Source organism: Burkholderia sp. Bp8984 (genome assembly GCF_003853755.1).
GTDB lineage: Bacteria > Pseudomonadota > Gammaproteobacteria > Burkholderiales > Burkholderiaceae > Burkholderia.
The window spans coordinates 1-17,352 of the sequence record NZ_QTQN01000014.1; the positions used below are offsets into that span (position 1 = coordinate 1).

The window sequence follows — 17,352 nt, forward strand, 5'->3', positions numbered from 1 at the left end:
TTCACGTTCGCGATGTCGACGCCCGTGTTGTCCGACTTCACGCGGACCTTCACGTTGTAATCGACCACTCTTTTCACTGGCACCAGGATTTTCATGCACACGCTCCAAAGTTACGAATACGACCAGAGGCCATTCTATAGCGAGGCCTCATGACTGCGCGGCCAAGCGGACCAATCCATCGCGGCTATCGAGGATAGCGCGCCTCTCCGGCGCGCCGGCAATAGCGAACGGTCGTTCTATTTTAAAAGAGAAAAAACCCGGACGCAAAGCCCGGGTTTTCGATCATCGACTCTAATCGTCACCGGGCGCGCCCCGCATCACGTGTTACCAGGCGGCGATCACCGCGCCGCCGAACTTCTGTTCGATGAACTGCTTCACTTCCGCGGAATGATAAGCCGCGACCAGCTTCGCGACCCACGGCTTACCCCGGTCGGCCTCGCGAATCGCGAGAATGTTCGCGTACGGGCCGGTCGGGCCCTCGATCGCGATCGCATCCTGTTTCGGCTTCAACCCCGCTTCCATCGCGTAGTTGGTATTGATCGCGGCCGCGTCGACGTCGCCGAGCGAGCGCGGAATCTGCGCCGCATCGAGCTCGACGATCTTCAGCTTGCGCGGGTTGTCGACGATGTCGAGCGGCGTCGCCTTCAGCCCGGCGTCCGCGCGCAGCTTCAGCAGCCCCTGTTTCTGCAGCAACAGCAGCGCACGGCCGCCGTTGGTCGGATCGTTCGGCACCGCGATGCGCGCGCCCGGCTTCAACTCGGCCAGCGACTTCACCCGCTTCGAATAGATGCCCATCGGGAACGTGACGGTCTCCGCGACCTTGATCAGCTTGTAGCCGCGATCCTTCACCTGCGCCTGCAGATACGGATCGTGCTGGTAGCTGTTCGCGTCGAGATCGCCCGACGCGAGCGCCGCGTTCGGTTGCACGTAATCCGAGAATTCGACGACGCGGATGTCGAGGCCGCCCTTGGCCGCGACCTTCTTCACCACCTCCATGATCTGCGCGTGCGGGCCGCCCGTCACGCCCACCTTGATGGTTTCGGTCTGCGCGTGCGCGCTCGCGAACAGTGCGGCCGCGCCGAATGCGGCCGCGAACTTCAGCATGAAGCGTCGTTGCATCCTATCCCCCAACGAATGAATGTCGTTTTACTTGTGGCTCAGCCGGCGCACGAGCCAGTCGCCGAACGACTGCACGATCTGCACGAACACGATCAGGATCGCGACGACCGTCCACATCACTTCCGGCAGATAGCGCTGGTAGCCGTAGCGGATCCCGAGATCGCCGAGCCCGCCGCCGCCGATCGCACCGGCCATCGCCGAATAGCCGACGAGCGACACGAACGTGATCGTCAGGCCCGCGACGATGCCCGGCAGCGATTCGGGCAGCAGCACCTTGAACACGATCTGCGAGGTCGTCGCACCCATCGACTGGGCGGCCTCGATCAGCCCGCGGTCGACTTCGCGCAGCGCGGTCTCGACCAGCCGCGCGACGAACGGTGCGGCCGCGAGCGTCAGCGGCACGACCGCTGCGGCCGTGCCGATCGACGACCCCGTGACGAGCCGCGTGAACGGTATGACCGCGACCAGCAGGATGATGAACGGCGTCGAGCGCACCGCGTTCACGATGCCGCCGAGCACGCGATTCACGCCGAGGTTCTGCAGCACGCCCTGGCGGTCGGTCAGGTAGAGCAGCACGCCGAGCGGCAGCCCGACGAGCGCGCCGACCGCCCCCGAGATGCCGACCATGATCAGCGTCTCCCAGAACGACTGCACGAACATATCGAACATCTCACTCAACATACGAAAGCTCCTCTACCACCACACCTTGCTCGCGCAGGAACGCGAGCGCCTGCCCGACCTTGCCCGGTTCGCCGCCCGCGAGCACCGCGAGCGACCCGAACGCCTGCCCCTGGATCTCGTCGATCTGGCCATGCAGGATGTTGAAATCGAGTTCGTACCGGCGGATCGTCTCCGACAGGATCGGCTGATCGACACCCGAGCCGGTGAACGCGAGCCGCAGCAGATGCCCGCTGCCCGTCTTCAGCCGCTCGGCCACGCGCGCCTTCAGCGCCGGCGGCAGTTCCTGCGCGATCACGTCGCCTATCAGCGCGCGCGTCACTTCGTGATGCGGCTGCAGGAACACGTCGATCACGCGGCCCTCTTCGACCACGCGGCCCGCGTCGAGCACCGCCACGCGATCGCACACCTGCTTGATGACTTCCATCTGGTGCGTGATCAGCACGATCGTCAGGCCGAGCTCGCGGTTGATGCGCTTCAGCAGGTCGAGGATCGCGCGCGTGGTCTCGGGGTCGAGCGCCGACGTCGCTTCGTCCGACAGCAGCACCTTCGGCTTGCTCGCGAGCGCGCGGGCGATGCCGACGCGCTGCTTCTGGCCGCCGCTGATCTGCGCCGGATAGCGATCCTTCTGCGCGGACAGCCCGACGAGGTCGAGCAGCGGCAGCACCGCCGCCTCGATCTCGGCACGGCTCGCGCCGGCCAGCTCGAGCGGCAGCGCGACGTTGTCGAACACCGTGCGCGACGACAGCAGATTGAAGTGCTGGAAGATCATGCCGATTTCGCGGCGCGCTTCGCGCAGCGCGCCGGACGACAGCAGCGTGAGATCGCGTCCCCCGACGACGACATTGCCTTCGGTCGGCCGCGTGAGCAGGTTGATGGTGCGCACGAGCGTGCTCTTGCCGGCGCCGCTTCGGCCGATGATGCCGAACACCTCTCCCTGCGGGATCGTCAGATTGACGTTGTGCAATGCGTCGACCCAGCCGGTCGGCCCGGGAAAACGCTGCGACAGATTGCGTAATTCGATCATGTAAACAAAACGGCGGCCGGCTGGCGAGGCCCGCCAGTCGGCCGCCGAAGCATCTGGAATAGCCGGCGATTTTACCGCAAACGCCTCATTCCACTTAATAATCGATTTCGATCTTTTCATAACCAGACGAAATTAGAGGGGCGCTGCTGGGCCGCCGCGCGGCTACCGCGACTATGATCCGGAACACCGATGCCAACGAGACAGGGGACCCGCCAGATGACCGCCACCACCACGCAGGCCGCCGCACCCGCCGCCACCTCGGCATCGGGCCCGGTATCGCCGCCCGCCCCGCGGATGGGCCGGCTGCGTACCGCGGACGGGCTCGAACTGGCGTCGTATCGCTGGCCGGCCGGCGACGGCACGGTGCCGCCGCTTGCGACGATCGCGCTCGTCCACGGCCTCGCCGAGCATGCGGGCCGTTACGCGGCGCTCGCGGCCAGATTGAACGCGGCGGGCATCGACGTGCTGGCGATCGATCTGCGCGGGCACGGCCAGTCGCCCGGCAAACGCGCATGGGTCGAGTGTTTCGACGATTACCTGAACGATGCGGATGCGCTGGTTGCCGAAGCCGCCCGCGGCGCCACGCCGCTCTTCCTGATGGGGCACAGCATGGGCGGCGCCGTCGCGGCGCTGTATGCGATCGAACGCGTGCCGGCTCGCGGCCACGCGCTGGCAGGCCTCGTGCTGTCGAGCCCGGCGCTCGCGCCGGGACGCGACGTGCCGCGCTGGATGCTCGCGATGAGCCGCTTCATCAGCCGCGTGTGGCCGAGCTTCCCTGCAATCAGGATCGATGCGGCGCTGCTGTCGCGCGATCCGGCCGTCGTCGCCGCCAATCGCGCCGATCCGCTCGTGCACCACGGCGCGGTGCCGGCGCGCACCGGCGCCGAAATCCTCGATGCGATGGCGCGCATCGAGCACGGTCGCGGTGCGCTGCGCGTGCCGGTGCTCGTCTATCACGGCACCGAGGACAAGCTGACCGAACCCGATGGAAGCCGCGCGTTCGGCGCCCGCGTCGGCTCGCCCGATCGCACGCTGACGCTATACGAAGGCGGGTTCCACGAAACGATGAACGATCTCGAGCGCGACCGCGTGATCGATGCGCTGATCGCGTGGATTCACGCGCACGTGCCGGCGCGCTGAGCGCGCGCCGATCCGCTGCCGGTCAGATGCCGGCCAGCACGCGCAGGTGCGCGACCACGCTGCGCCCGAGTGCCGACAGGTTGTAGCCGCCCTCGAGACAGCTCACGATGCGACCCTGCGCATGCCGGCGCGCGACGTCGACGACCTGGGCGGTCAGCCATTCGAAATCGGATTCGACGAGACCGAGGTTGCCGATGTCGTCCTCGCGATGCGCGTCGAAACCGGCCGACACGAACAGCATTTGCGGCTTGAACGCGTCGAGACGCGGCAGCCAGAACATGTCGACCGCTTCGCGGATCGCCATCCCGTTGCTGCGCGCAGGCATCGGCAGGTTGACCATGTTCGGCGCCTGGTGATCGGCGCCCGAGAACGGGTACAGCGGATGCTGGAAGAAGCTGCACATCAGCACGCGCTCGTCGTTCGCGAACGCGGCTTCGGTGCCGTTGCCGTGGTGCACGTCGAAATCGATGATCGCGACCCGCTCGAGGCCGTGCACGTCGAGCGCGTGCCGCGCGGCGATCGCGACGTTGTTGAAGAAGCAGAAGCCCATCGCGCGCGCGGGTTCCGCGTGATGGCCGGGCGGCCGAACGCTGCAGAACGCATTCGCGTAGCGGCCTTCGATCACCGCGTCGGTCGCCGCGATCGCGGCGCCGGCCGCACGCAGCGCGGCGCGCCACGTGTCGCGGTTCATCAGCGTGTCGGGATCGATCTCGACGTAGCCGTCGACGGGCATCATGCTGCGGATGTAGTCGATATGGGCCTGCGTATGCACGCGGCCCAGCGCCACCTCGCTCGCGAACGGCGCGGTTTCGTGCACGATCAGGTCGTCGATGCGGCTCGCGATCAGCTGATCCTGGATCGCCGACAGTCGGGCCGGGCATTCCGGATGCCATTCCCCCATCTCGTGCAGCATGCAGTCGGGGTGCGTATAGAAGGCGGTTGCCATAAGCTGTCATCCGCGACGCGGGTTGCGCCGCTGGTCTCCATCAATGATGTCCATCGTCTGCCGCGAATTCGCCGCTAACTTACCACAACGGTGCGCTGCTACGCCCCGGCACGCAAGGTGCGTCGGGTATACTGCGCCGAACCCCATCGCCCTGTCCGCCCGCTTCGACATGAATTCCAGCAAGCCTGCCGCCCTTCTCTCCGCACTGTTCCGCGTTCGCGTTCCGCTCGTTGCCGCTGCCGTCGCCGCTACCCTGGCCGCCGCACCCGCCGCCGCGCAAACACAGCCTGCGAAGTCTCCCGGCACGCTCGTCGCGCAGGCGCAACCGCAGCAGCCGACGCCGCCGGGCCAGACCTTCGAAGAGGAGATCGTTCCGCAGCGTTACGCGAGCAACGCGAAGGTCGATGCGTTCATCGACGAGATGGTGAGCCGCAACGGCTTCGATTCCGCGAGCCTGCACGCGCTGTTCTCGCGCGTCAGCTACTCGGCCACGGCCGTGAAACTCGTGAAGCCGGCGCCGACGCCTTCGGTGAAGAACTGGAGCGTCTATCGTTCGCGCTTCATCGAACCGATCCGCATCAACGCGGGCGTGAAATTCTGGAAGGCGAACCGGGCAACGCTGCAGCGCGCGTCCGAGGAATTCGGCGTGCCGCCCGAGGTGATCGTCGGCATCATCGGCGTCGAAACGATCTACGGCCGCTACATGGGCAACTTCCGCGTGCTCGATGCGCTGACGACGCTCACGTTCGACTACCCGGACACGCCGAATCGCGACAGCCGCCAGGCCACGTTCCGCAAGAACCTCGAGGACTTCCTCGTCTGGACCCGCGACAACCAGCTCGACCCGACCACCGTGCTCGGCTCGTACACGGGTGCGATCGGCATCCCGCAGTTCCTGCCGAGCAGCATCCGCGAGTATGCGGTCGACTACGACGGCGGCGGCCACGTCGATCTGCGCAGCAGTCCTGCCGATGCGATCGGCAGCGTCGCAAACTACCTGAAGCAGCACGGCTGGGAAACCGATCGCCCGGTGGTCTGGCGGATCACGCCCGACACGGGCAGCCTCGGCATCGCCCAGGCCGCCGCGGACGGCCAGCCCGAACCGCACTGGGCACTGTCGCAGCTGCTGCGCGCCGGCATGACGCTCAACGAGCCGACGGTCAATATCACCACCGAAGCCGGCACGCCGGTGACCGTGGTCGATCTGCCGTCGCCGGGGCGCGCAACCGAGTACATGCTCGGCCTCAAGAACTTCTACGTGCTGACGCGCTACAACCGCAGCTTCTTCTACGCGCTCACCGTGTACCAGCTCGGCGAAGCCGTGAAGGCGCAGATGGAAGCGAGCGGTGCGCTGCCGCTGCCCGCGGCGGACACGGAAGCACCGGCGCAGTAAGCTCGGCCCGCGCAAAGAAAAAGCGCCGCTCGTGCGGCGCTTTTTTATCGCGTGATCCTGCCGATGCCGTTCCGGCTCAGGCAGGAAACACGCCGGTCGACAGGTAGCGGTCGCCGCGATCGCAGACGATGAACACGATCGTCGCGTTCTCGACCTGGCGCGCGATGCGCATCGCGACTTCGCATGCGCCACCCGACGAGATGCCGGCAAAGATGCCTTCGACGGCCGCGAGCCGGCGCGCCATCGTTTCGGACGCGGCCTGGCTCACGCTCTCGACGCGATCGACGCGACTGCGATCGAAGATCGTCGGCATATAGGCCTCCGGCCACTTGCGAATGCCCGGGATGCGCGACCCTTCTTCCGGCTGCGCGCCAACGATCTCGATCGCCGGATTCTGTTCCTTCAGAAAACGCGACGTGCCCATGATCGTGCCCGTCGTGCCCATCGCCGACACGAAGTGCGTGACGCGCCCCTCGGTGTCGCGCCAGATCTCCGGGCCCGTTCCTTCGTAGTGCGCGAGCGGGTTGTCGGGGTTCCCGAACTGATCGAGGATCACGCCCTTGCCTTCGCGCTGCATCTGCTCCGCGAGGTCGCGCGCCAGTTCCATCCCGCCCTTTACCGGCGTCAGGATGATTTCGGCACCGTAAGCGGCCATGCTCTGGCGACGCTCGACCGACAGGTCCTCCGGCATGATCAGCACCATCTTGTAACCGCGGATCGCCGCGGCCATCGCGAGCGCGATGCCCGTATTGCCGCTCGTCGCCTCGATCAGCGTATCGCCCGGCTTGATGCGGCCGCGCGCCTCGGCCTTGTTGATCATCGACAGCGCAGGGCGATCCTTCACGGAACCGGCCGGATTGTTGCCTTCCAGCTTGGCGAGCAACACGTTGTTGCGTGCGCGAATCTCGTCGTCCGGCAGGCGGACCAGTTGCACGAGCGGCGTGTTGCCGATCGTGTCTTCGATAGTTTTGTAAGCCATGGAGATACCGTGAGTGCGAGGCTGATCAATCGATTGATTGTAAACCAGCGCCGGGGCTCGCGCCGGCAACCCCCATTGCGACGGTGGAATAGGCGTGCCCGCGATTCACGATCGTGCGCGTGCAGCATGCACGCAAAAAACCCGCGGCATGCCGCGGGAAGCCGTCGCAACGACGGCGACTGAAGGAGCCCTTCGCCTCGCGAGCGTTACTTCTGCGCAGTGCGGGCGGGCGCCGCGGCAGGTTTCACTGCCGTGGGCTTGCCCGCGGCGGGTGCCTGCGCACCCGAGCCTGCTGCGCCGATCGTCAACCCCTCCTGCTGAAGGCGCTCGACCGTATGGCCGCCCATGCCTTTCACGCGCGATGCAAGATCGTCTGCATTCCTGAACGGGCCGCGTGCGCCGCGCTCGTCGAGAATCGCCTTTGCCCGCGCGGGACCGATGCCCTTGATACCGACGAGTGCATCCTCGTTCGCGGTGTTGACGTCGACGGCCGCCCAGGCCGACGCGATCGCGCCGAACATCGCTGCGGCGGCAAACCATTTCCTGATCATGTGCTGGATCTCCAATGAAAAACGGTCGGCGGCTGCCGACCGTGAGACCCAGTCTAGCGATGCGACGCGCGGACTTAAACCTGGCCGGACAGCCAACGCACGTAACGGTCGACACCTTCCTGCACCGTCAGGAACGGCGCATCGTAGCCGGCAGCACGCAGCTTCGTCTGGTCGGCCTGCGTGAAGCACTGGTACTTGCCGCGCAGCGCATCCGGGAACGGCACGTATTCGATCAGCCCCTGCTCGACCTGCTGCGCGAGCGTCAGCGGCGGCAGGCCGTCGAGCGCGCGCAGCGTGTTCACGACCGTCGACGCGATGTCGTTGAACGGTTGTGCGCGGCCGGTGCCGAGGTTGAAGATGCCCGACTTCTCCGGATGATCGAAGAAGAACAGGTTCACCTTCGCGACATCCTCGATCGACACGAAGTCGCGCGTCTGCTCGCCCGGCGCATAACCGTTGTACTCGCCGAACAGCTTGACCTTGCCTTCCGCGCGGAACTGGTTGAAGTTGTGGAACGCGACCGACGCCATGCGGCCCTTGTGCGTCTCGCGCGGGCCGTACACGTTGAAGTAGCGGAACCCGGCGATCTGGCTCTTCGCGCTCGGCAGCACGCGCCGGATCACCTGGTCGAACAGGAACTTCGAATAGCCGTAGACGTTCAGCGGCGCCTCGACCTCGCGCTCCTCGACGAAGCGCGTCGAGCCGCCGTAGGTCGCCGCCGACGACGCGTACAGGAACTGCGCGCCCTGCGCGAGGCACGCATCGAGCACCGCGCGGCTGTAGCGGAAGTTGTTGTCCATCATGTAGCGGCCGTCGGTTTCCATCGTGTCCGAACAGGCGCCTTCGTGGAACACCGCGCGTACCTTGCCGAAATCGCCGCGTGCGAAGCGTTCGACGAATTCCGTCTTGTCGAGATAGTCGTCGATCTCGCAATCGACGAGATTGCGGAACTTTTCCGCGCGCGTCAGATTGTCGACCGCGATGATGCGCGACTCGCCACGCTCGTTGAGCGCCTTGACGATGTTCGCGCCGATAAAACCGGCTGCGCCGGTGACGATGATGGTCATGGTCGTCCTGCCTGAAAAATGGGAGCCGTCCGGCCGGCGCGTGCGCCGCCCGATGCGCTCAGTGAAACAGTTCGTCGTAGCCGACGGTCGCCGTGCCGAGCTTGCCGACCACGATACCCGCGGCACGGTTCGCCAGCACGACGGCGTCGACGAGCGGCACGCCTGCGCCGAGCATCGTCGCGACGGTCGCGATCACGGTATCGCCCGCCCCCGACACGTCGTACACCTCGCGCGCGAGCGCCGGCGCGTGCAGTTCGCCCGCGGCGGAAAAGAGCGTCATCCCCTCTTCCGAACGCGTGAGCAGCAACGCATCGAGATCGAGTTCCGCGCGCAGCTTCGCGACGCGCGCGCGAAGGTCGTCTTCCGAATGCCACTGACCGACGACTTCGCGCAACTCCGCGCGGTTCGGCGTGATCAGCGAGGCGCCGCGATAGCGCGCCCAGTCGCCGCCCTTCGGATCGACGAGCACCGGCTTGCCGGCCGCGCGCGCCCTCTCGATCATCGTCGTCACGTGCGTCAGCCCGCCTTTCGCGTAATCCGACATCAGCACGATGTCGTGCTGCGGCAGCAGCGCGTCGAACCGCGCGAGCCCGGCGAGCAGCACCTCGTGCGTCGGCATCGCCTCGAAATCGACGCGCAGCAGCTGCTGCTGGCGCGCAAGCACGCGCAGCTTGATGGTCGTCGGCAGCGCCGCGTCGCGCTCGAGATGGGGCGTGACGCCACTGCTGCCGAGCAGCTCGACGATCCGCTCACCAGGTTCGTCGCAGCCGACCACGCACAGCAGCCCGGCCTGGGCGCCGAGCGTCACGGCGTTGCGCGCGACGTTGGCCGCGCCGCCGAGCCGCTCTTCCTGGCGCTGCACGTGCACGACGGGCACCGGCGCTTCCGGCGAAATACGGTCGACGTTGCCGAACCAGTAGCGGTCGAGCATCACGTCGCCGACCACGAGCACACGCGAACGCGCGAGCTGCGCGCGCGGGACCGGCACCACTTCGCGAAGGGTCGTCATCGTGCGCTCATCCACGGGAGGGGGACTGCGGATCGACGTGCGGACGCCCGATCGCATGGTAGTCGAAGCCGAGTTCGGCCATCGCGTCCGGTTCGTACAGGTTGCGCCCGTCGAAGATCACCGGCGCCTTCAGTTCGGCCTTCAGGCGCGTGAAATCCGGGCTCCGGAATTCCTTCCACTCGGTGACGATCACGAGCGCATCCGCGGCGCTCACGGCCGCGTCCTGGGTATCGACGAAATGCAGACGCGCAAGTGCGTCGGAAGCCTCGCCGAGATCGAGCGCGAACACGCGGCGCGCCTCGTCGATCGCGACGGGATCGTACGCGCGCACGATCGCGCCACGCCCGAGCAGCGCGGCGATCAGCCGACGGCTCGGCGCCTCGCGCATGTCGTCCGTATTCGGCTTGAACGCGAGGCCCCAGACCGCGAATTCGCGACCGGTCAGGTCCGCGCCGAAGCGCTGCTCGATCTTGCCGATCAGCACGTCCTTCTGTGCGGAGTTGGCCGCTTCGACGGCCTCCAGGATGCGCAGCGGCTGGCCGTTCTCGCCGGCGGTGCGGATCAGCGCCTGCACGTCCTTCGGGAAGCACGAGCCGCCGTAGCCGACGCCCGCGTACAGGAAGTGATAGCCGATGCGCGGATCGGAACCGATCCCGCGGCGCACGGCTTCGATGTCGGCACCGACCTTGTCGGCGAGATTCGACATCTCGTTCATGAACGAGATGCGGGTCGCGAGCATCGCATTCGCCGCATATTTCGCGAATTCCGCCGAACGCACGTCCATGTAGATCGTGCGCTCGTGATTGCGGTTGAACGGCGCGTACAGCTTCTTCATCCTCTCGCGCGCCACCGTGCCCGTCTCGTCGTCGTCGACGCCGATGACGATCCGGTCCGGGCGCATGAAGTCCTCGACTGCCGCGCCTTCCTTCAGGAATTCCGGATTCGATACGACCGAGAAACGGTGCGCGACGCTGCCCGCGAGCCCGCGGGCGCCGAGCGCCTCGTCGACCACCGCGCGCACGCGCTGCGCGGTGCCGACCGGCACCGTCGACTTGTCGACGATCACCTTGAAACCGGTCATGTAACGACCGATGTTGCGCGCGGCCTCGAGCACGTATTGCAGGTCGGCCGAACCGTCCTCGTCGGGCGGCGTGCCGACGGCGATGAACTGGATCTCGCCGTGCGCGACGCTCGCCTCGATGTCCGTCGAGAAGCGCAGACGCCCTGCCGCGCGATTGCGCGCGATGATGTCCAGCAGGCCCGGTTCGTGAATCGGCATCCCGCCGTTGTTCAGGATCTCGATCTTGCGCGGATCGACATCCAGACAGAAGACGTCGTGGCCGATCTCGGCGAGGCAGGAGCCTGTGACAAGACCGACATAGCCGGTGCCGATGATGGTGATTTTCATAGATGTTCCGGTACGTCCCGGTAATTGACTAACTTGCCCGCCGGGCCGGACCCGGCGGGAACCGCAGTGCGTCGGCGCCGCGCCCCGGGATCAACCCGGCATCGCAGGTTCGACGCGGCGCGGCGCATAGGTTTCCCAGCCGCTGCATCCGGGGCACTGCCAGTAGAAGAGCCGTGCCCGGAAACCGCAATTCTGGCACGTATAGCGTGGCAGATTTTTGGTGCGCTGCTTGATCAGCGCGCGCATCATTTCAAGTTCCTTACGGCGCGGCTCGTCGGCGGCCGCGATCTGCGCATCGAGCAGGTGCAGCATGCCCGACAGGTTCGGCGACTTCTCCATCTGCGTGCGCGCGAGCGTATGCGCCGCGTCCTGGCCGCGCAACCCGGCGATGTGCTGATACGCAGTATCGAGCAGGTCGTTCGACGGATAGCGATCGACGTAGCCCATCAGCAGCTCGGCGCCCTCGACCGGCTTGTCGAGCGCGACATAGGCCTTCATCAGCTTGTCGGCGACGAGCGGCAGATAAGCGGGATTTTGCGCCTCGACGCGCTTCCAGTGCTCGATCGCGGCCGCGTGATCGCCCGCCGCCTGCGCGGCATCACCGGACAGGATCGTCGCGCGGACGTTCTGCGGGTTTGCGGCAAGCGCGAGCTTCAACTGCTCGGCCGCGGCAGTGGCGTTCTTGCGTTGCAGCGCGTCCTGCGCGAGTTCGCAGTGGAACTGCGCGATTTCGGTGCCGAGCGGCTTGTCGCTCATCGATTCGATGCGCTTCGCGGTGTCGATCGACTTGTTCCAGTCCTTCTCGATCTCGTAGATCGTCAGCAGCGCCCGCTGCGCGCCCAGCGCGTAGTCGCCGTCGGCGAGCCGGTGGAAGGCCTCCTCGGCACGATCGAGCAGGCCGGCCTTCAGGAAATCCTGGCCGAGTTCGTACAGCGCATGGTCGCGCTCGTTGACCGGCAGGTCCGTGCGGCTCAGCAGATTCTGGTGCACGCGGATCGCACGGTCCGTTTCGCCGCGACGGCGGAACAGGTTGCCGAGCGCGAAGTGCAGCTCGACCGTCTCGGGGTCGAGTTTCGCGACCTCGATGAACGCGTCGATCGCCTTGTCCGGTTGTTCGTTCAACAGAAAGTTCAGGCCGCGGAAATACGATCGCGGCAGGTTGGCGCTCTCCGACAGGAGGTTCTTCAGGTCATAGCGTGACGCCGCCCAGCCGAGCGCGAACGCCACCGGAATCGCGAGCAACCACCAGAAATCCAGATCCATGCGAAATATCGAAGCAGAGACGAAAACCGCGCGGGAGTCGCGCGGCGTCCGTGTTAAATGACGGGCGGCATCGGCGGCTGGTCGACGATGGCCGGGGTTTCGCGCGCCGCACGCAGATCGCGCTTCAGGCGCCCGTTCTCGAGGCGCAGGCGGAACATCGCCGGCAGTGCCGACAGCAGGCCGGCCAGCAGCCCGACGACGAAGAACGCGAGGCCGATCAGGATCAGCGGCGCTTGCCATGCGTAGCCGGCAACGAAATTCAGCGTCGCGGTTTGCGTATTGGCCAGTGCGAGCACCAGCAGCAGCACGAACACCAATACCCGGATCAGCCAGACGATAAACTTCATGTAGCCCTCTCTTTGTTGAGGTTTGCCGCGGCGCGCGACTCCCCTTCGCGGCGCCGAATCGACCCGTATTGTAAAGGAAGCGTTTCCGCGTCACCGCACATCCTGCGGATGCGCATTGCCGCACGGCGGCCGGAAATGAAAAAAGCGCCCGCAAGGGGCGCTTTTTTCTTCAGCCTTCGCCGGACGGATTCCGGGCAAGCCGAACGACGTTCAACGTTCGTCGTCCGGATCATCAGCTTTCAGCGGCTCGCCGGCGCGGCCGTCGACGCGTTCACGCAATTCCTTGCCGGGCTTGAAGTGAGGCACGAACTTCTCGGGCACCTGCACTTTCTCCCCCGACTTCGGATTGCGTCCGACGCGCGCCGGGCGACGGTTGAGGCCGAAGCTGCCGAAACCCCGAATTTCGATGCGATGCCCTTTCGCCAGGGCGTCGGACATCGCATCGAGCATCGTTTTCACCGCGAAATCCGCATCCTTGAGGACAAGTTGCGGAAATCGCAGTGCCAGCTGCGCGACCAACTCGGATTTGGTCATACTTCAGCAGACCTCGTGAGGCTTACTGGTTCTGGCCGTCGAGCTTCGCCTTCAGCAGCGCGCCGAGGTTGGTCGTACCGGTCGCAGCAGCGCTGGTGTCCGACTGCAGGCCGCGGATCGCTTCCTGTTGTTCAGCCGAATCCTTCGCCTTGATCGACAGGTTGATGCCACGCGACTTGCGATCGATGTTGATCACCATCGCGTTGACCTTGTCGCCTTCCTTCAGCACGTTGCGTGCGTCTTCGACGCGATCCTGCGAGATTTCCGATGCACGCAGGTAGCCTTCGATGTCGCCCGTCAGCGTGATGACAGCGCCCTTCGCATCGACCGACTTCACCACGCCGTCGACGATCGAACCCTTGTCGTTCATTGCAACGTAGTTGCTGAACGGGTCGCCTTCGAGCTGCTTGATGCCGAGCGAAATACGCTCCTTCTCGACGTCGATACCGAGCACGATCGCTTCGACTTCGTCGCCCTTCTTGTACTTGCGAACGGCTTCTTCGCCGGCTTCGCTCCACGACAGGTCCGACAGGTGGACCAGGCCGTCGATGCCGCCCGGCAGACCGATGAACACGCCGAAGTCGGTGATCGACTTGATTGCGCCCGTGATCTTGTCGCCCTTCTTGAAGTTGCGGCTGAAGTCATCCCACGGATTCGGCTTGCACTGCTTCATGCCGAGGCTGATACGACGACGGTCTTCGTCGATCTCGAGGACCATGACTTCGACTTCGTCGCCCAGCTGGACAACCTTCGACGGCGCAACGTTCTTGTTGGTCCAGTCCATTTCCGACACGTGGACGAGGCCTTCGATGCCCGATTCCACTTCGACGAATGCGCCGTAGTCGGTGATGTTCGTGACCTTGCCGAACAGGCGCGTGCCCGACGGGTAACGGCGCGAGATGCCTTCCCACGGATCGTCGCCCAGTTGCTTGATGCCCAGCGAGACGCGGTTCTTCTCTTGGTCGAACTTGAGGATCTTCGCGGTGACTTCCTGGCCAACCGACAGGACTTCGCTCGGGTGACGCACGCGACGCCATGCGATGTCGGTGATGTGCAGCAGGCCGTCGATGCCGCCGAGGTCGACGAACGCGCCGTAGTCGGTGATGTTCTTGACCACGCCGTTGACGATCGCGCCTTCCTTCAGCGTCTCGAGCAGCTTCGCGCGCTCTTCGCCTTGCGTTGCTTCGATCACTGCACGACGCGACAGCACGACGTTGTTACGCTTACGATCGAGCTTGATCACGCGGAACTCGAGCGTCTTGCCTTCGTACGGGGTCGTGTCCTTGACCGGACGCGTGTCGACCAGCGAACCCGGCAGGAACGCGCGGATGCCGTTGACCATCACGGTCATGCCGCCCTTCACCTTGCCGGTGATCGTGCCGGTGACGAGTTCGTTGTTGTCGAGGGCCTTTTCCAGCGACAGCCACGATGCCAGGCGCTTCGCCTTGTCGCGCGACAGGATCGTGTCGCCGTAGCCGTTTTCGAGTGCGTCGATCGCGACGGACACGAAATCGCCCGACTGCACCTCAACCTCGCCCTGATCGTTCAGGAATTCCTCGATCGGAATGTAAGCCTCGGACTTCAGGCCTGCATTGACGACCACGAAGTTGTGGTCGACGCGCACGACTTCGGCGGAAATCACTTCGCCGGCGCGCATGTCTTGACGGGTCAGCGACTCTTCGAACAGAGCCGCAAAGGATTCGGTATTCGGGGTGGAGGTTTGCAGGTCGGACATAAAAATCTGATTGTGCATGGCTCGCTGTGCCACGCCGGCCGGAATGGCAGGCTGAAAGGGCCAGATCGAGGTCCATACGGGGTTAAGGGTTCGAAACACGCTCCGCGCTGCCCGCGCGAAGCACCTACTGCCGCCCGCCTTCTCAGGCGGGCTGGCCGAGCGCCCGGTACCACTGCAGCACCTGGTCGACCGCTTCATCGACCGAAAGCGCCGACGTATCGAGCAGCTTGGCATCTGCCGCGGGCTTCAGCGGCGCGGCGGCGCGATTGCTGTCGCGCGCATCACGTTCACGAAGATCCCGGAGCAAGTCATCTATATTAGCAGAAAAACCTTTTTGCATCAATTGCTTATGCCGTCTGGCCGCGCGCGCCTCGGCGCTGGCCGTCAGAAACACCTTCAGCACGGCGTCCGGGAAGATCACGGTGCCCATGTCGCGCCCGTCGGCGACAAGGCCCGGCGTCTTGCGGAATGCGCGCTGGCGCGCGACCAGCGCGGTACGCACCGGCCCATGCACGGCAATCGCCGACGCGCGGTTGCCGACCGCTTCGGCGCGGATGTCGTTCGACACGTCGACGCCGTCGAGCTGCGCGCAGCCCTCGCGGAACGTGATGTGAAGATCGTCGATCAGCTTCACGAGCGCGTCGATGTCCTCCGCCGCGATGCCGTAGCGTACGCTCGCGAGCGCGGCGAGACGATACAGCGCGCCGCTGTCGAGCAGGTGGAAGCCGAGATGCGCGGCGACGAGCGCGGCGACGGTCCCCTTGCCGGAAGCGGTCGGACCGTCGATCGTGATGACGGGGGTCGGGTGAAAGGGTCGGGTCGATTTCATCGGTACGGTGGGTCAGGCCTTGGCGAGCGCGGCGAAGCGGTCGAAATAGTCGGGGAACGTCTTGCCGACGCACTTCGGATCGTTGATTCGCACGGGCACGCCGCCCAGACTGACGAGCGAGAAGCACATCGCCATCCGGTGATCGTCGTACGTGTCGATCGCGGCGTTTGGCGTGAGTTGTTGCGGCGGCGTGACGACCAGATAGTCGGGGCCTTCCTCGACGATTGCGCCGACCTTGCGCAACTCGGTCGCCATCGCGGCGATGCGGTCGGTTTCCTTCACGCGCCAGCTCGCGATGTTGCGCAGCGTGCTCGTGCCGCTCGCGAACAGCGCCGCGACCGCGATGGTCATCGCCGCGTCGGGAATCAGGTTGAAGTCCATGTCGATCGGCTCGAGCTTGCCATGGTCGTGGCCGATGCCGCGCACCTCGATCCAGTCGTCGCCCATCGATACGTTCGCGCCCATCTGCATCAGCGCATTCGCAAAGCCGACGTCGCCCTGGATGCTCGCGCGCCCCACGCCCTCGACGCGCAGCGGGCCGCCGCCGAGCGCGCCGGCCGCGAGGAAGTACGAGGCCGACGACGCATCGCCCTCGACCATGATGCGCCCCGGCGAACGGTAGCGGACGCCGGCCGGCACGACGAAGCGCTGCCAGCCGTCGCGCTCGATGGTCACGCCGAAGCGCTCCATCAGCCGGATCGTGATGTCGATGTACGGCTTCGAGATCAGTTCGCCGTCGACTTCGACGACGGTCCTGCCGTCCTTCGCCTTCACGAGCGGCAGCGTCATCAGCAGCGCGGTGAGGAACTGGCTCGACACGTCGCCGCGCACGCGGATCGGCGCGTCGACCGCGATCGCCGCAGGCTTGATCCGCAGCGGCGGAAAACCGTCGTTCTGCTCGTAGTCGATCTGCGCGCCGATCTGCCGCAGGCCGTCGACGAGATCGCCGATCGGCCGCTCGTGCATGCGCGGCACGCCATGCACGCGATAGTCGCCGCCATTGACCGCGAGCGCCGCCGTCAACGGTCGCACCGCGGTGCCCGCGTTGCCGAGGAACAGGTCGGCGGTCTTCGCGGTGAACGCGCCGCGCGTGCCGGTGACGACACAGGTGTCGCCCTCGCGCGCGAGTTTCACGCCGAGCTTGCCGAGCGCATCGAGCATCACGCGCGTGTCGTCGGAATCCAGCAGGTTGGTGATCGTCGTATCGCCTTCGGCAAGCGCCGCAAGCAGCAGCACACGGTTCGAGATGCTCTTCGAGCCGGGCAGGCGCACGGTGCCCGACGCACTGGAATACGGGCCGAGATCGAGATAGTCCATGGGAATCGTC

At 65.8% G+C, this 17,352-nt stretch carries 17 protein-coding genes and 1 pseudogene; 2 read left to right on the plus strand and 16 right to left on the minus strand.

The window, feature by feature from the left end:
• The 4 genes and pseudogenes from DID98_RS16020 to DID98_RS16035 all read right to left on the minus strand — a co-directional run.
• Positions 1 to 95: pseudogene (locus DID98_RS16020) on the minus strand (electron transfer flavoprotein subunit beta/FixA family protein); the annotation flags it as partial.
• A 229-nt stretch (positions 96 to 324) separates the two neighbouring features.
• Positions 325 to 1,119: a MetQ/NlpA family ABC transporter substrate-binding protein gene (locus DID98_RS16025; RefSeq protein ID WP_124487834.1), complete on the minus strand. Its 795-nt coding sequence runs from the start codon at positions 1,117 to 1,119 to the stop codon at positions 325 to 327.
• Between the two features lie 27 nt (positions 1,120 to 1,146).
• On the minus strand, positions 1,147 to 1,800 hold the full coding sequence (locus DID98_RS16030; protein ID WP_044844825.1) for a methionine ABC transporter permease: 654 nt from the start codon (positions 1,798 to 1,800) through the stop codon (positions 1,147 to 1,149).
• Positions 1,790 to 2,824, minus strand: coding sequence for a methionine ABC transporter ATP-binding protein (locus tag DID98_RS16035; protein WP_044844826.1), 1,035 nt, complete (start codon positions 2,822 to 2,824; stop codon positions 1,790 to 1,792). The genes DID98_RS16030 and DID98_RS16035 overlap by 11 nt, the downstream gene beginning before the upstream one ends.
• A 216-nt stretch (positions 2,825 to 3,040) precedes the next feature.
• Here DID98_RS16035 and DID98_RS16040 point away from each other — a divergent pair, with 216 nt between their 5' ends.
• Complete coding sequence (locus tag DID98_RS16040; protein WP_124571001.1) at positions 3,041 to 3,964, plus strand: alpha/beta hydrolase; 924 nt, start codon at positions 3,041 to 3,043, stop codon at positions 3,962 to 3,964.
• Between the two features lie 22 nt (positions 3,965 to 3,986).
• Here the strand turns inward: DID98_RS16040 and DID98_RS16045 are convergent, their stop codons facing one another.
• The gene (locus DID98_RS16045) at positions 3,987 to 4,910 is read right to left on the minus strand and encodes a histone deacetylase family protein (RefSeq protein ID WP_044844828.1); all 924 of its coding nucleotides are present in this window, start codon (positions 4,908 to 4,910) and stop codon (positions 3,987 to 3,989) included.
• Positions 4,911 to 4,953: 43 nt separating this feature from the next.
• Here DID98_RS16045 and mltB point away from each other — a divergent pair, with 43 nt between their 5' ends.
• Positions 4,954 to 6,303: a lytic murein transglycosylase B gene (mltB, locus tag DID98_RS16050; RefSeq protein WP_082088495.1), complete on the plus strand. Its 1,350-nt coding sequence runs from the start codon at positions 4,954 to 4,956 to the stop codon at positions 6,301 to 6,303.
• Between the two features lie 76 nt (positions 6,304 to 6,379).
• On the opposite strand, the gene cysM is transcribed toward mltB, so the two are convergent.
• From cysM to aroA, 11 genes are all read right to left on the minus strand, one after another.
• The gene (gene cysM / locus DID98_RS16055; protein ID WP_124487831.1) at positions 6,380 to 7,282 is read right to left on the minus strand and encodes a cysteine synthase CysM; all 903 of its coding nucleotides are present in this window, start codon (positions 7,280 to 7,282) and stop codon (positions 6,380 to 6,382) included.
• A gap of 206 nt (positions 7,283 to 7,488) precedes the next feature.
• The gene (locus DID98_RS16060) at positions 7,489 to 7,833 is read right to left on the minus strand and encodes a helix-hairpin-helix domain-containing protein (RefSeq protein ID WP_124487830.1); all 345 of its coding nucleotides are present in this window, start codon (positions 7,831 to 7,833) and stop codon (positions 7,489 to 7,491) included.
• Between the two features lie 74 nt (positions 7,834 to 7,907).
• A complete protein-coding gene (gene rfaD, locus DID98_RS16065; protein ID WP_044844832.1) occupies positions 7,908 to 8,900 on the minus strand; it encodes an ADP-glyceromanno-heptose 6-epimerase in 993 nt (330 codons plus the stop codon).
• A gap of 58 nt (positions 8,901 to 8,958) precedes the next feature.
• Positions 8,959 to 9,909: a D-glycero-beta-D-manno-heptose-7-phosphate kinase gene (rfaE1, locus tag DID98_RS16070; RefSeq protein WP_124571002.1), complete on the minus strand. Its 951-nt coding sequence runs from the start codon at positions 9,907 to 9,909 to the stop codon at positions 8,959 to 8,961.
• A 7-nt stretch (positions 9,910 to 9,916) separates the two neighbouring features.
• Positions 9,917 to 11,317 carry a UDP-glucose/GDP-mannose dehydrogenase family protein gene (locus tag DID98_RS16075; protein ID WP_124487828.1) on the minus strand — a complete coding sequence of 467 codons (1,401 nt, stop codon included), beginning with the start codon at positions 11,315 to 11,317 and terminating at the stop codon, positions 9,917 to 9,919.
• Positions 11,318 to 11,407: 90 nt separating this feature from the next.
• Complete coding sequence (lapB, locus tag DID98_RS16080) at positions 11,408 to 12,580, minus strand: lipopolysaccharide assembly protein LapB (protein WP_124571003.1); 1,173 nt, start codon at positions 12,578 to 12,580, stop codon at positions 11,408 to 11,410.
• 53 nt (positions 12,581 to 12,633) lie between these two features.
• Positions 12,634 to 12,927 (minus strand): lipopolysaccharide assembly protein LapA domain-containing protein, encoded by a 294-nt coding sequence (locus tag DID98_RS16085; protein WP_044844835.1) that lies wholly within the window; start codon positions 12,925 to 12,927, stop codon positions 12,634 to 12,636.
• A gap of 210 nt (positions 12,928 to 13,137) precedes the next feature.
• Complete coding sequence (locus tag DID98_RS16090; RefSeq protein WP_034187427.1) at positions 13,138 to 13,461, minus strand: integration host factor subunit beta; 324 nt, start codon at positions 13,459 to 13,461, stop codon at positions 13,138 to 13,140.
• A gap of 22 nt (positions 13,462 to 13,483) precedes the next feature.
• Positions 13,484 to 15,196, minus strand: a complete 1,713-nt coding sequence (gene rpsA / locus DID98_RS16095) for a 30S ribosomal protein S1 (protein ID WP_044844859.1) — start codon at positions 15,194 to 15,196, stop codon at positions 13,484 to 13,486.
• A gap of 142 nt (positions 15,197 to 15,338) precedes the next feature.
• Positions 15,339 to 16,025 (minus strand): (d)CMP kinase, encoded by a 687-nt coding sequence (gene cmk, locus DID98_RS16100; RefSeq protein WP_044844836.1) that lies wholly within the window; start codon positions 16,023 to 16,025, stop codon positions 15,339 to 15,341.
• Between the two features lie 12 nt (positions 16,026 to 16,037).
• Positions 16,038 to 17,342 (minus strand): 3-phosphoshikimate 1-carboxyvinyltransferase, encoded by a 1,305-nt coding sequence (gene aroA, locus DID98_RS16105; RefSeq protein WP_124571004.1) that lies wholly within the window; start codon positions 17,340 to 17,342, stop codon positions 16,038 to 16,040.
• Positions 17,343 to 17,352 lie beyond the last annotated feature (10 nt).